The following is a 12371-nucleotide window of genomic DNA, read 5'->3' as shown; positions in this document are numbered from 1 at the left end:
CGCAAGAAGGCCGCGTAGAGGGCGCAATAAGGCCGCGCAAAGGCCGACGCAATGAGGCCGACGCAATGAGGCCGACGCAATGAGGCCGACGCAATATCAGGTCAGTCGCCGGCACTGCCGGTAATGGGCAGCACGATGCCGGTGATGTAGCTGGAGCAGGCCGGGGAGGCAAGAAAGACGTAGGCGGGGGAGATTTCCTCGGGTTGCGCGGGGCGGCCGAAGTCCGTGTGCTTGCCAAATTCCTTGATCTTTTCGGCGCTCTGGTCCGCAGGATTGAGCGGCGTCCATACCGGCCCGGGAGCCACGGCGTTCACGCGCACGCCTTGCTCGGCAAGATTGGCTGCCAGGGACCGGGTGAAGGCGTGGATCGCCCCCTTGGTGGTGGAATAGTCCAGCAGCTTGGCGCTGCCGCGCAGACCCGTGACAGACCCGGTATTGATGATGGACGAACCCGCCCGCAGATGCGGCAGCGCCGCGCGGGCCATCTGGAAATAGCCGGTGATGTTGGTTCGCAGCGTCTTGTCCCATTTCTCGTCGCTGATTTCCGGCAGCGTGTCCGTATGCTGCTGGTAGGCCGCATTGTTCACCAGCACGTCGAGCTTGCCGAATGCCTGGACAGCCTCTTCGACCGCCTTTGCGCAAAACGCCGGATCCTGCACATCACCGGGAATCAGCACGCAGCGCCTGCCCTCGTCCTCGATGGCGCGCCGGGTTTCTTCCGCGTCTTCGTGCTCGCAAAGATAGACTACCGCCACGTCGGCGCCTTCACGGGCATAAAGCAGGCACACGGCCCTGCCTATACCCGAGTCGCCGCCCGTCACCAGGGCAGCCATGCCTTCCAGCTTGCCGCTACCCTTGTATTGTGGCGCCTGGTATTGGGGCTTGAGGACCATGTCTGCTTCCTGGCCTGGTTTTTCCAGATGCTGGGCAGGCATGGGAGGCGTGGGATGGGGCCGGGCGCCGGTGCCGGCTTGGTCGGGTTTGCTCATGCGATTCTCCTGATGGGCGGGCGCGGCAGGCGCCTCGCCCATCCTCGAGCAATTGGCATGCCCGGCCGGGGAGTGCCCGCGGCGCGCGGGCCGCGGGCCTGAGTGCTACTGCCGGCCCACCACCACACCGAACAGGAAGGCCGCGCCGGCCACCAGCCCGATTGCCTGCCAGGGGCGGGCGTGGATGTATTCCTCGGTGCAATCGATGGTCTCGCGCATCAGGTCGCTGGCGTTGTCGGAAGCGTCTCGCAGGCTGCGCCGCGTCGCGCGCAGCTGCTCGGACAAACGTGCCTTGAGTGCCTCCATATCCGTGGCGCCCGTGTCGCTGAGCGTGGCTTCCAGTTCGTCTATCCAGGCTTCCGGATGCCGCGTGCGCCGGTGGGCGCCGCGATTGTCTGGACCGTTTTCCGGAAAGTCGGAGGGCAGGGGGGTATTGGTAGAGGCCATCGGTAGCTCCTGGCTGTCGGGCGGGAAAAACATCGACGCGGACCGGCCCGGGCGGCCGCGCGGTGGTTCTGGGGCTCAGGCCTCCAGCATGTCTCGGCAGGCGAGCGTGCAGCTCAGGCACGCGCCGGCGCAAACCTGGCAATGCGATGCCTCGTGCGGTGTACATTCGCGCGCGCAGGCATCACACATCAATGCGCACAAAGTACACAGGGCGTTGGCAAATTCGCCATCGCGCGCCAACATGGCTGCGCACAACCGGCAGACCGCCCCGCAATCGGTGCATAGCGCGATGCAGCGCTTCATCGCCGCTGGATTCCCCTCCAGGCAGGCGGACGCGCAGATGTCGCAAGCCACGGCGCATTCATAGCAGGCTTGCACACATTGATCGAAGTTTGGGTCTCGCATTGCATCTCCTTGTGTATGCCTGGCAGGCGCGCCAATCGGCGCGCCTGCCGACAGGGGCACATCCGCTTGCAATTTGAAGCCGCCGGGGATGATCCGCGTGGCGCGACAGACGTAGCATTGGAGTTCAGATCCCATGGGGGAATCCTCTGGAGCCACGCATGAAACCAGCATCCGTACCCGGATCCGCAAAGTCGGCTCAGGCCGGCAAGCAGCCGGAAGACAACGCTAAGATACTGCCGCCACGCTCTCCCGTCGATGTTCCGCGCAGACCGGATAAACCAGACTCCTCGACACCGGACGAAGCGGCGCGCGATAAGCGGATCGTCGCAGATACCCGTACCGAATCGAATTGGGCGGACGGTTCCGCGCCACAGCCGCGGGCTAAGAACGCGCGTTCTTCCATCCTCTGAACCTCAGCCCGAGGCATGCCCGGCGCCGGCACCGCCGCGCAGAAAGGCGAGCAGGCGGCGTTCGTCCGCGTTCAGCCCCGCCGGCCCCTTGGGCGCTGCCGCGCGCGCGGGCAGCGTTCCCTCCAGATAGGCGGTCAGAATGGCGGGATGGATATAGCACGCGCGGCACACTGCGGGCGTGTTGGCCAAACGCCGTGCCACCTGTTTGACGACTTCCACCACATTCTTTTGCGCTTGCGCGGCGTCTTCGCTTGGACACCGTTGCAGGGCCGCGTACGCCATGACCGACCCCGCCCAGGTCCGATAGTGTTTCGCCGTGAAATCGCCGTGGCCGGCTTCGCGCAGATAGGCATTGACCGCGCCTGAATCCACCGGATGGCTGCCGCCGTCGTCGTCCAGGTATTGGAAGAGTTGCTGGCCGGGTATGTCCAGACAGCGCTTGATGACGCGGGCCACCCGTCTGTCTGCCGCCGTAACGTCATGGGTTACGCCGCTCTTACCCTGGAAACGGAATCGGAACCGGTCGCCGGTTACCCTTACGTGGCGGCGCTTGAGCGTCGTGAGGCCATAGGATTTGTTCGTCCGGGCGTACTCACGCGCGCCGATGCGCACCAAGGTTGCCTCCAGCAGCCGCACCAGTACGGCGATCACCTTTTTTTGGGTGAGGCCGTGGCTCCCCAGGTCGCGTTCCACCTGACGCCGGATGCGCGGCAGCGTCTCTCCGAAGGCAGCGAGGCTCTGGTACTTGCTCGCGTCGCGAACCGCCGTCCATTCGGGGTGATAGCGGTATTGCTTGCGCCCGCGCGCATCGCGGCCAGTAGCCTGCAAATGTCCGTGGGGGGAAGGACAAATCCACACCTGCTCGTAGGCCGGGGGTATCGCCAGGGCATTGATGCGCTGAATTTCGCGCGGGTCGCGAATGCGTTGGCCTTGGGTATCCAGGTAATGAAAGGTGTGGCCATTGACGCGCACCCTGGCATAGCCCGCCCGGCTATCGTCGTAGTAGACCAGCGCCGCGCTGCCGGAAGCGCGCGGCGCCTGGGAGTTGGATTTCATGGTATCTGCGGCAGCCTCAGGACCGGGGCGGTCGCATCAGCATCCGGCGTGCCCGGGCCGGCGTGCAGGAAGGGGCGGGCACGCTGCTTGCTGACAGACGGGTGGATTTTCCCCGGAGACCGCCATGCACATCGCGTACTCGTATTACCTGCACGTTCCGCCCAAGCCAGATCCCATACCGCCAGGTTCGCCTCCGGGGGATTTGCCGGTGGATCCGGATACCGACGAGCCGGACGTCGACCTGCCGCCCTTGTCGCCGCCCGGCAAGGAAATCACGCCGCCCAGCCCGTGACGCTGGCCACGGAATCCCACTGACCCAACAAGAACCGAGGAGTCGCCATGTCGACCATCCTGCTGATTGTCCTTATCCTCCTGCTGATCGGCGCCGTGCCCGCCTGGCCCCATAGCCGGGGCTGGGGCTATTACCCCAGCGGCATACTGGGCATTCTGCTGATCGTGCTGATCGTGATGCTATTGACCGGACGCCTGTAGCGGGGCGCTGTCCGGTACCGGATCCGCGCGCCGCGTCGGGCGGCGCGCGGATCTTTCGGTTGCCGGGTGGCCGCCAGACGGATGGGCCGGTGGCGCGCGCCAATGCCCAGGCGTAAGATCGCCGGGTTTGAATGCAGCCCCGCTATCCGCGGCATCTCCCGACATGACCATTCCCTTGCTTGTCCTGATTGAAAGTGTGCAGGACTACCTGCCAGAAATCGAAGCGCGCGGCTTTCGCGTGATCTATGCGCCCACCGCGGCGTCGCGCGCCCAGGCAATCCGCGACCACGGCCACGAAGTCCGCATCGTGCTTACGCGCGGGGCCACCGGCTTGCGCGCCGACGAGATCGCGGCAATGCCTGCGTTGGAGATAGCCTGTTCGCTGGGCGTCGGCTATGAGAACATCGACCTCGCCGCAGCCGCCGAGCATGGCGTCGTGGTGACGAACGGCCCGGGCGCCAATGCGGTGTCGGTCGCCGACCATGCCATGGCGCTGCTGCTGGGCGCGGCGCGGCGGCTGCCGCAGGCTGATGCTGCCGTGCGCCAAGGCCATTGGAGCGGCTTCATGGGACCGCAAATCTCCGGCAAGCGCTTGGGCATTCTGGGCCTGGGCACGATCGGTCTGGAAATTGCCCGGCGCGGCGCGCACGGTTTCGGCATGCGCGTGGGCTACTACAGCCGGCGTGTCAGGCCGGACACCGGTTACGCCTATTTCGACAGCCCGCGCGCGCTGGCTGCGGCCTCGGATTTCCTGGTGGTGGCAACGCCGGGCGGGGCGCAAACGCGTCACCTGGTGAACGCCGACGTACTGGAAGCGCTGGGGCCGGAGGGCTATCTGGTAAATATCGCTCGTGGCAGCGTGGTCGATACCGACGCGCTGATCGCGGCGCTGTCGGCGCGCCGCATCGCGGGCGCCGGATTGGACGTGGTGGACGGAGAACCCGAGGTGCCGAAGGCGCTGATTGCGCTCGACAATGTGGTGCTGACCCCGCACAGCGCGGGGCGCTCGCCTGAAGCGGTGCACGCCACCGTGACGCTGTTCCTGGACAACGCCACGGCGCACTTTGCCGGCAAGCCGGTCCTGACGCCCGTGCGCCAGGACGTGGCAGCTGCTTCCTAGTGCGAGAACATGACCGGCACGGTCATGCTCTTGAGGATGGACGCCGTCGCACCGCCCAGCGCCCATTGACGCAGCTTGCTATGGCCGTAGGCGCCCATGACGATCAGGTCAGCGCTATGGTCCGCGGCGGCATTCAGGATGGTGCTGCCCACGCCGACGCCCTTGATGTCGCGGCGCACGTGCTCGGGCGCCGGCATGCCCTGCGCCACGCAATAGGTAGCCAGGTCCTCGAACGGCGCTTCGGCCTTGGGGGAGGCGGCGCCTTCGTTCATGGTCAGGACGATCATATGCGAGGCCAGGCGCAGGATGGGCGCGGCGTCCGCCAGGGCCCGGGCCGCCTCGCGGCTGCCGTCCCAGCAGCACAGCACGCGGTCGCCGATGACCGGGAATTCGCCGCTGGACGGAATCGCCAGCACCGGCCGGCCCGCGGTCAATAGCGTCTGCTCGACGAACTCGATTTCGTGCGCGGCTTCGATGTCCTCACGGTTTTCCTGGCTGACGACGATGAGATCGGTCGTGCGGCCCAGGAGCGCCACGGTTTCACTGGGCGAAGAGGTGCCAGAGCGCATGAAGGCGGGCACGTCCGCTTGGGCGGCCGCTTCCAGGAAGGCATTTTCCACCGCGTCACGGTTCTGCGCCTGTAATTCCTTGATGATGCCCAGCGAGCGTGACATGAGCACGGACTCGCCGTAGTAATACTGCGGCGGCGCGGCGTTGGCATAGATGCCAACCAGTTCGGCCTTGTGGCGCTTGGCCAAGGCAAGGGCAGCTTCAATGCGGCGTTTGCAGTCGAATCCGTGGTCCAGGTGGACGGAAATGCGGCGGTACATGGAGGCCTCCTTGTTTAAGCTTGCCATGCCCCTATGGTTACGCTTTCCGGACATTTCGCCATTGATGCGCGTCAAGGCAGGGGCAGTTCGCCCGAGCCCGCGCAAACCGGCCGCTAGTGCACGGCCGGCGCCCGTTCCACCCGCTCACGCAGTTGACGCAGCTGGCGCGCCTGTTGCGCGATGCGATCCAGGGGCCCCGCCAGTTCGGGATAGCCGGCGGCGACAGCCGCGGGCACGGCCAGTTGGCGGCCATGGGGCGACTCGGAAGCCTGGGGGTGCAGGGCGTGCGCCAGGACCGAACCGTAGTCGCTGAGCGCACGGGCGGCAGGCGACCCCGAGGGCAGGGCGGGCTGTATTTCCAGCACGGTGCCCGCCGCCGTGACCCGGCGCATGGCGTTCAGCAGGCTCTCCGCCGTGCCCACGTTGCGGTCGCGATGCACCGGATTCTGCTGCAGGCGCTGCAGTGACGCCTGGGCGTTGTCGGCCGACAGGCAGGCCATGCGGCGCAGCGCAACGATATCCTGTCCGGCGCCGGGCTCGCCGCTCTTTTCCTGAAGCAGGGCGCGTGCATAGGCGGCGTGGCGTTCCAGCGCCACGCTGAGCGCGCCGGCCAACTGGCGCGGCTCTTTTTCCGGCCAGACCAGAAAGCCGACCAGCAACGCCAGTATGCCGCCCAGCACGCTATTGAATGCGCGCAGGGCGGCGAGCATGGGCTCGTAGATCTCGGGCTGCTGGATGTGCGTGACCAGCACGAACTGCGACGTCAGGAAGAATGTGAACAGCGCGTAGTGGATAGTGCGCGCAGCGAAGGTGCCTAGCGCAATCGGCAGCACCGCCAGCGCCACCGACAAGGGGGTGCTGAGAAACAAGCCCAGGAGCGAGGCGCCGATGGCGCCGGCCACGCTGCCCGCGACGCGCTCCAGCGTGCGTTGCCAGGTCGTGGCGAAGTAGGGTTGCAGGATGAAGACCAGGGTCAGCGACATCCAATAGCCATGGTTGACAGCGAAAGTCTTGGACAGCGCAACCGCGATGGTGGCGCCTACGCCCACGCGCAAGGCGTGGCGAAAGGCGTCGGACTCGAAACTCAGGTTCTGGCGCAAGACGCGCCAGGCCGTTTTTGTGCGCCCCTCCGTAAGGCGGTCGCGTACCGGCGCCACCGGCGCATCGCCCTGGTCGAACAAGGACTGCGTGACTGCCTGGGCCGCATGCAGCAGGCGGTCCAGCACCGGCACCATGGTCGCCAGCTCGGGCGCATGGGCCATGGCGCTGCCGCGCAGCTCGTGCAGGCCGGCGCTGTAATGGGCCAGCCGTTCGCGCAGGCATTGCGCCTGCTTGGCATCGTTGACGTCCGATGTGCTGGCGATGGCATTGCTCAGGCTGGCGTAGCGGTGCAACGCGTGGGAGAGATGGGCGCCGGCGCCGCGGCCCAGCCATCGCGGCGCGTTCGATTCCAGCAGATCGGCGGCGGCCACCAGCGCGATGAAGCTGTCCTCGGCATGATCCAGCAAGTACAGCAGCTGGTGCGCGCGGGCGCGGCGCGAAGGCCGGGCATCCTGCACTTCGCGTATACGCACGCGAGCGGCTTCGAGCGCTGCGCGCAAGGCGCTGCGCTGCGGCCGCGTCACGGCGCTCCATGCCTGGGGGCTGGTCGCCGGCGTCAGTCCGGAATACATGCGGGCCAGCGCGTCGGCAAAATCCGCCAGGCTGCGGTAGCAGTGCGCGACCGCATGCGTGGCGTCCTTCCAGGGACGCCGCCGCCACACCAGCGCGGTCATCAGGATGGCCCAGGCTGCGCCTGCCAGGAAGAACAGTGTGTAGGACAGGCTGTCGGACCAGGTCGGCGCAGGCAGCTCGGCCGCCACCACGAAGCCCGCCGACAACAGGGTCCCGACAATGGCCGCGGCCGGCCCAAGCACGCGTAACAGGCCGCCGAAGGTGCAGCACACGAATGTCAGGGGCAACAGGAGCCACAGATGGGTGGCGCTGACACTGGCCAAAAAGCAGAACAGCGCGCCGATGAGGCCCAACGCCAGCATGGCGCCCGCCCGCTGCCGCAGCGGCCCGCCCGGGTCTCCAAAGCAGGCCCAGAACGCCGCGATAGCGCTCCAGCCCAGGCGCGGTTCGTGCGCAAGCACGGCAAGGATGACGGGCGCGGCGCTGATCGCCGCAGCCTGGAGGGCGTCCAGCCACAAAACGTTGCGCAGGGCGGCGCGCCAATGGGGAAAAAAGTTCTTCACGCGAGTAGAGCAACAGCGGGGAGGGCCCGGAGCGAGACGAAAGACGCAAACCCTACCATGTCGACAAGCGCTTCCGATGACATCGGCAAGGGGGGCCGATTGGACGACCGCGTACATGAATCCGAGCAGCTTAATACGTATGGATACATATGTGTGACTTTGCCGCCGCAGGGGCGCAAAATTGCCTGGAAGAAAGTCTGGAAATCGCATACAAAAAGCCCTGTAGCTGGGAATACTCAGTCCAATGTGCCCCTTTCTGCGCCCGGACAGCGCAGGTTTCGCCCAGGGGCGCGCAAGGAGTGTCGACATGACGTCGAATCACGAGGCTTCCACAGGCTCGATGGCGAGCGACGACGAGATCGCCGCCATGATTACCGGCAAGGACGGCCTGCGCATGCTGTTGCAGCCGCAGGTGGACTTGCTGACCGGCAGGATCGTGTCAGCCGAGGCGCTGGCGCGCTGGCGGCATCGCCGGCTGGGCATCATCATGCCCTCCGAATTCATTCCGGCTGTCAATCGCCTGGGGTTGGACAAGATACTGTTCGAGCGCGTCTGCCTGCGGGTGATAGATATGCTGCTGACGATGCGGCGCGCGGGCATCGCGGTGCCGGTCGCCATCAATGCGCCTGCGTCCACCTTGTCGGATGAAGCTGCCGTGGATTTCCTGCTGGACCGCATCTACGCGGCGGAATTGCCCGCCTCGCTGGTCCGGGTGGAATTGACCGAAGACCAGCCCATCCGCGAGCTGGACGTACTGCGGGCGACGCTGCTGAAGCTTGAAACCGCGGGCTGCGAAGTCAGCCTGGACGATTTCGGCACCGGTCATGCGTCGTTGAAGCTGCTGTCGGCTCTGCCGCTGTCCGAGGTCAAGATCGACCAATATTTCGTTACGCGCATGCGGCGCAGCGCCGTTGCGTTTGAAGTGCTGCGCACCGCAGCCGAATTGGCGAACCGGTTGGGACGCCGCGTGGTGGCCGAAGGCGTCGAGAATGTCGCGGACATTCCCGCCTTGCGCGCCGCCGGCTGCCGCTACGGGCAAGGCTTCGCATTGGGCCGTCCCATGCCGCTGGATGAATTGATGGTGCGGCTGCGCACGCAGCGCGACCAGGGTGAACCGCTGGCGGCGCCCGCGGCATACACCTCTTCCTGGCTGGACGCCCACGATGGGGCCTCGGAGCCGCAATCCGGGCGCGGCAAGCGGCACGCGGCCACGCAATAGCGGTGGCGCGCTAGCGCAATTTTTACCGACAAGGCGGAACTCTGCTCCCCGGCTGCGGGCCTGGCCGCGGCCGGGATGCCGCAAGGGCTCCCCACGTTTGGGCACGCGGGTTGCTGAAGAGGGTATGGCGGAGCTTTTTCCGCTTTCCAGGAGACTTGCAATGCCCAATCAGAACCAGCCCGACCAGCAAAAGCAGCAGCAGAAGCAACAGGCCCAGGAAGACCCCAGGGACCGCAAGCAGCCCGGGCAGCAGCCCGGCCAGTCCGGTCAGCATGCCGATAAAGACCGGCAGCAGCCGGGGCAGAACCCGGGCCAGCAAAGCAAGATGCCGCGCTGACTCATAGACCGCGTGCTCCGGACCCTTTAGTCGGGCGGGTAGCGCGGTGAAACGGCCTTGTCCCGCTGTGGGCGGACAAGGCCGTTTATGCGTGCGCGGCGCTTATCGGGTGCCGGGCCTTGCGGTCTCAGGCATTGCGGTGTCAGGCATCCACGGACAGACATAGCGCGACCGGGAGGCCGCCCAACACATCCGCCAGCCGCAGCGCGCCGTTCGTCCCCGCTTTGAAATCCTTGCCTCCCAGAACATCCTGCCACGGGCCTGACGAGCCGGTGGGCAGGTGCAAGACCGTATCGGCCCAGAACTCCGCAGCCGCCGCCGGTTCGCCGCGCGCGTAGCCGGACAGACGCAGGGCGCACAGCCGCGGCGCGACGATAAGCGCGCGCGCATTGTCATGCTGCCGCAGCCAGGCCAGCGCATGGCGCGCCTGTGTCCCCGATATTCGCAGGGGAATGCACGTTCCCATGCCGAACAGCGCCGGATGGCGTTGGCGCGCTGCCAGTAAGCGCTGGATCAGCGCTTGCTTGACCGCAGCGCTGCTCCAATCGGCTTCGCGCGCAGGAATGCTTTGTTCGGCCCGGGCGCGAGCCAATAGCGCAATGCGTCTCGGATAGTCCACCGGGCGCCGGTTGTCGGGGTCGACCAGGCTGTCGTCCCACAACTCGGTCCCTTGGTACAAGTCCGGTACCCCCGGCAGCGTGTTGCGCAACAGTGTCTGCGCCAGTCCATTGATCATGCCGGCAGGTGCCAGCGTCAAGGCGAAGGCCGCCATTTCGGTCAACAGACGCCGGCCTGGCACCGTGTCCCGCAAGTGCATGAGCGCGTTGCCCGCGACCGCCTCGTATGCGGAATCCGGATCTGTCCAACTGGTGTGCAATTTTGCTTCGCGCAGCGCCTTGAGCTGCCACTGGCCCACGCGCTCTATCCATGCGCCCAGGGCATCGTCAGGTTCGTCCACCACGTCGACGGGCCAGTCCGCCGGCCATGCGCCTACCAGGGTCTGCGTCAACATGTAGCGATCCGCCAGCGAAAAAAGTCCGCCATCCGGCAAGGCATGGATCCAGCGATAGGCCGTCTTGCGCCAGGCGTCGGGCATTTCCGACAACACCGCCAGCCGCGCGCGCACATCCTCTCCGCGCTTGTGGTCGTGCGTGGCGGTGGCCAGCATGGCATAGGGATGTCGGTCCGCCCGAGCCTGCACCAAGGCATGAAAGGCGTCCGACGCCAGCGCGAATCGTCCGGGCGAGGCGCCGACCTCGTTGCGCGACAACAGCGGGCCGTAGCGGTAGAAGAGCGTATCTTCCAGCGCCTTGGCGGCAAGCGGCGGAGTCAACTGCTGACACCGGCGCAGGGCTTGGGCGGTTTCAGCGCGGGCTTGCTGTTGCGGCGAGACAGCTCTTGCGGGTATCGGAGCCGGCGTGACGCTGCCGCTGAGCCATTGGTCCAACTGTGCCAGCAAAGCCGCGTCCGCGGTTCCGGAACGGGCACCCAAGAGAGCCAGAGCCCGCTGGGTGGCGATATCGCACCAATGGCGGTCGCCGTCACTGCGTCCGCCCTCTTCGGCGTAGCTGCGGTATACCGGAAACGCCACCAGCCATGCGGACATCGCACGGTCTATTGCTGCGGCGCTCCAATCGCGCGTCTGCCGGTCCAGTCGCGCCACGCGTTCGAGGCTGCGGACCAGCGCCTGCCGCTCCGCCGCAAAATGGCGTTCCAGCATGCGTACGCGCGCCGCTTCCAGCTGCACCTGCGGTGTGCGCAGATCGCCCGTCAGGAGCTGCCAGAATGCGCGCAGCGGCGCTTCGGCGTCCGGGTCATGCAGCAAGGCGCCGACCTCGTCCATGAAGTCGTAGCCGGTGGTTCCATGAAATTGCCAGCGCGGATCGGGCGACTCGCCGGGCGCCAGGATCTTTTCGGCCACCAGATACGCTTGCGTCTGCATGCAGGAAGCCGGACGGCTCGCGCCGGCTTCGGCCAGGCCCCGGGCCAGGCGGCGCAGGTACGCGCCCGGCGCGGCAAGCCCGTCGATATGGTCGATGCGCAGCCCATCGAGGATGCCTTCGGAATACAGGCGCAGCACCAGCGCATGCACGGCGTCGAACACGGAGTCATCTTCGACCCGCACACCTACGAGGTCGCTTATCTCGAAGAAGCGGCGCCAGTTGATCTGGTCCGCCGCGCAGCGCCACCAGGCCAACCGGTAATGCTGGCACTCCAGCAAGCGGTGCAGCCGTTCGCGGCCAGCCGTTCGGGCGGGGTCGCAGCGGCGCAGCAAGGTGTGCGGATCCAGCCCGCGTGGAATCGACTCTGGCGCGACCGGATAGCGCAGGCCGCCCACATCCAGTTCTACCCGGTCGGTCCCGGCGTTGTACTGCAAGCGCATGGCGCCTTGCATCAGCGACACGCCGTAGGGTTCGGGCAGGACAGGCAGGAGCACCTTGCCTCGCAATGCCGGGTCCTCGGCATCCCAACTGATATCGAAGTCCCGCGCGTGCGCGCTTGCCGCGCCATGTTCCAGAACGTCACGCCACCAGCCATTGGCGGGATGCGCGGCCATATGATTGGGCACGATGTCAGCAATCAGGCCCAGTCCGCGCCGGCGCGCGGCGTGGGCCAAATTGCGCAGCGCGGACTCGCCGCCCAGCTCTGGGTTGACCATGCCATGATCGATCACGTCATAGCCATGCGTGGAGCCCGCGCGAGCGCGCGTGATCGGCGACAGGTACAGATGGCTTACCCCGAGGTCGGCGTAATAGTCCACGCAGTTGCGGGCGTCGTCGAAGGTAAAGCCGGCATGCAACTGCAGCCGGGCGGTGGCGCGCGGCATGT

Annotated in this window: 12 protein-coding genes; 6 read left to right on the top strand and 6 right to left on the bottom strand. The window is 66.5% G+C overall.

Going from position 1 to position 12371, the window contains the following annotated elements:
* Window positions 1-101: 101 nt before the first annotated feature.
* Together VCS63_RS14485 and VCS63_RS14480 are read right to left on the bottom strand one after the other, a co-directional pair.
* Window positions 102-989, bottom strand: a complete 888-nt coding sequence (locus VCS63_RS14485) for an SDR family oxidoreductase (RefSeq protein WP_063640595.1) — start codon at window positions 987-989, stop codon at window positions 102-104.
* A 105-nt stretch (window positions 990-1094) separates the two neighbouring features.
* Complete coding sequence (locus tag VCS63_RS14480) at window positions 1095-1436, bottom strand: DUF883 family protein (RefSeq protein ID WP_042793613.1); 342 nt, start codon at window positions 1434-1436, stop codon at window positions 1095-1097.
* 563 nt (window positions 1437-1999) lie between these two features.
* On the opposite strand from VCS63_RS14480, the gene VCS63_RS14470 reads away from it, so the two are divergent.
* Window positions 2000-2251, top strand: a complete 252-nt coding sequence (locus VCS63_RS14470; protein ID WP_082884585.1) for a hypothetical protein — start codon at window positions 2000-2002, stop codon at window positions 2249-2251.
* 3 nt (window positions 2252-2254) lie between these two features.
* On the opposite strand, the gene VCS63_RS14465 is transcribed toward VCS63_RS14470, so the two are convergent.
* Window positions 2255-3307, bottom strand: a complete 1053-nt coding sequence (locus VCS63_RS14465) for a DNA topoisomerase IB (RefSeq protein WP_323880165.1) — start codon at window positions 3305-3307, stop codon at window positions 2255-2257.
* A gap of 124 nt (window positions 3308-3431) precedes the next feature.
* Here VCS63_RS14465 and VCS63_RS14460 point away from each other — a divergent pair, with 124 nt between their 5' ends.
* The 3 genes from VCS63_RS14460 to VCS63_RS14450 all read left to right on the top strand — a co-directional run bounded on the left by VCS63_RS14460 (window position 3432) and on the right by VCS63_RS14450 (window position 4919).
* Window positions 3432-3599 (top strand): hypothetical protein, encoded by a 168-nt coding sequence (locus tag VCS63_RS14460; RefSeq protein ID WP_013393888.1) that lies wholly within the window; start codon window positions 3432-3434, stop codon window positions 3597-3599.
* A 47-nt stretch (window positions 3600-3646) separates the two neighbouring features.
* Entirely contained in the window at window positions 3647-3799 is a 153-nt protein-coding gene (locus VCS63_RS14455; RefSeq protein WP_042793612.1) for a DUF3309 family protein, read from the top strand.
* 163 nt (window positions 3800-3962) lie between these two features.
* On the top strand, window positions 3963-4919 hold the full coding sequence (locus tag VCS63_RS14450; RefSeq protein ID WP_323880163.1) for a 2-hydroxyacid dehydrogenase: 957 nt from the start codon (window positions 3963-3965) through the stop codon (window positions 4917-4919).
* Here VCS63_RS14450 and VCS63_RS14445 read toward each other — a convergent pair.
* Window positions 4916-5749, bottom strand: a complete 834-nt coding sequence (locus tag VCS63_RS14445) for a universal stress protein (RefSeq protein WP_042793610.1) — start codon at window positions 5747-5749, stop codon at window positions 4916-4918. The genes VCS63_RS14450 and VCS63_RS14445 overlap by 4 nt on opposite strands.
* A gap of 113 nt (window positions 5750-5862) precedes the next feature.
* Window positions 5863-7986 carry an FUSC family protein gene (locus VCS63_RS14440; protein WP_323880160.1) on the bottom strand — a complete coding sequence of 708 codons (2124 nt, stop codon included), beginning with the start codon at window positions 7984-7986 and terminating at the stop codon, window positions 5863-5865.
* 307 nt (window positions 7987-8293) lie between these two features.
* Between VCS63_RS14440 and VCS63_RS14435 the strand changes: the two genes are divergently transcribed.
* Both VCS63_RS14435 and VCS63_RS14430 read left to right on the top strand, forming a co-directional pair.
* Window positions 8294-9205, top strand: a complete 912-nt coding sequence (locus VCS63_RS14435) for an EAL domain-containing protein (RefSeq protein ID WP_063962643.1) — start codon at window positions 8294-8296, stop codon at window positions 9203-9205.
* A gap of 160 nt (window positions 9206-9365) precedes the next feature.
* Window positions 9366-9542 carry a hypothetical protein gene (locus VCS63_RS14430; protein WP_165611723.1) on the top strand — a complete coding sequence of 59 codons (177 nt, stop codon included), beginning with the start codon at window positions 9366-9368 and terminating at the stop codon, window positions 9540-9542.
* Window positions 9543-9684: 142 nt separating this feature from the next.
* Here the strand turns inward: VCS63_RS14430 and treY are convergent, their stop codons facing one another.
* Complete coding sequence (treY, locus tag VCS63_RS14425; protein ID WP_323880334.1) at window positions 9685-12369, bottom strand: malto-oligosyltrehalose synthase; 2685 nt, start codon at window positions 12367-12369, stop codon at window positions 9685-9687.
* Window positions 12370-12371 lie beyond the last annotated feature (2 nt).

The sequence above is a fragment of the Achromobacter sp. D10 genome, assembly GCF_035282245.1.
Classification (GTDB): Bacteria; Pseudomonadota; Gammaproteobacteria; order Burkholderiales; family Burkholderiaceae_B; genus Achromobacter; species Achromobacter insolitus.
The sequence above is the reverse complement of the archived record's forward strand: the minus strand, read 5'-3'. Positions and strand labels throughout refer to the sequence as shown.

Bases quoted from the DNA above. Each gene is read 5' to 3' on its own strand.
- VCS63_RS14485 (WP_063640595.1), bottom strand. From the start codon at position 989: ATGAGCAAACCCGACCAAGCCGGCACCGGCGCCCGGCCCCATCCCACG.
- VCS63_RS14465 (WP_323880165.1), bottom strand. From the start codon at position 3,307: ATGAAATCCAACTCCCAGGCGCCGCGCGCTTCCGGCAGCGCGGCGCTG.
- VCS63_RS14455 (WP_042793612.1), top strand. From the start codon at position 3,647: ATGTCGACCATCCTGCTGATTGTCCTTATCCTCCTGCTGATCGGCGCC.
- VCS63_RS14460 (WP_013393888.1), top strand. From the start codon at position 3,432: ATGCACATCGCGTACTCGTATTACCTGCACGTTCCGCCCAAGCCAGAT.
- VCS63_RS14450 (WP_323880163.1), top strand. From the start codon at position 3,963: ATGACCATTCCCTTGCTTGTCCTGATTGAAAGTGTGCAGGACTACCTG.
- VCS63_RS14435 (WP_063962643.1), top strand. From the start codon at position 8,294: ATGACGTCGAATCACGAGGCTTCCACAGGCTCGATGGCGAGCGACGAC.
- VCS63_RS14470 (WP_082884585.1), top strand. From the start codon at position 2,000: ATGAAACCAGCATCCGTACCCGGATCCGCAAAGTCGGCTCAGGCCGGC.
- VCS63_RS14445 (WP_042793610.1), bottom strand. From the start codon at position 5,749: ATGTACCGCCGCATTTCCGTCCACCTGGACCACGGATTCGACTGCAAA.
- VCS63_RS14480 (WP_042793613.1), bottom strand. From the start codon at position 1,436: ATGGCCTCTACCAATACCCCCCTGCCCTCCGACTTTCCGGAAAACGGT.
- VCS63_RS14430 (WP_165611723.1), top strand. From the start codon at position 9,366: ATGCCCAATCAGAACCAGCCCGACCAGCAAAAGCAGCAGCAGAAGCAA.
- treY (WP_323880334.1), bottom strand. From the start codon at position 12,369: ATGCCGCGCGCCACCGCCCGGCTGCAGTTGCATGCCGGCTTTACCTTC.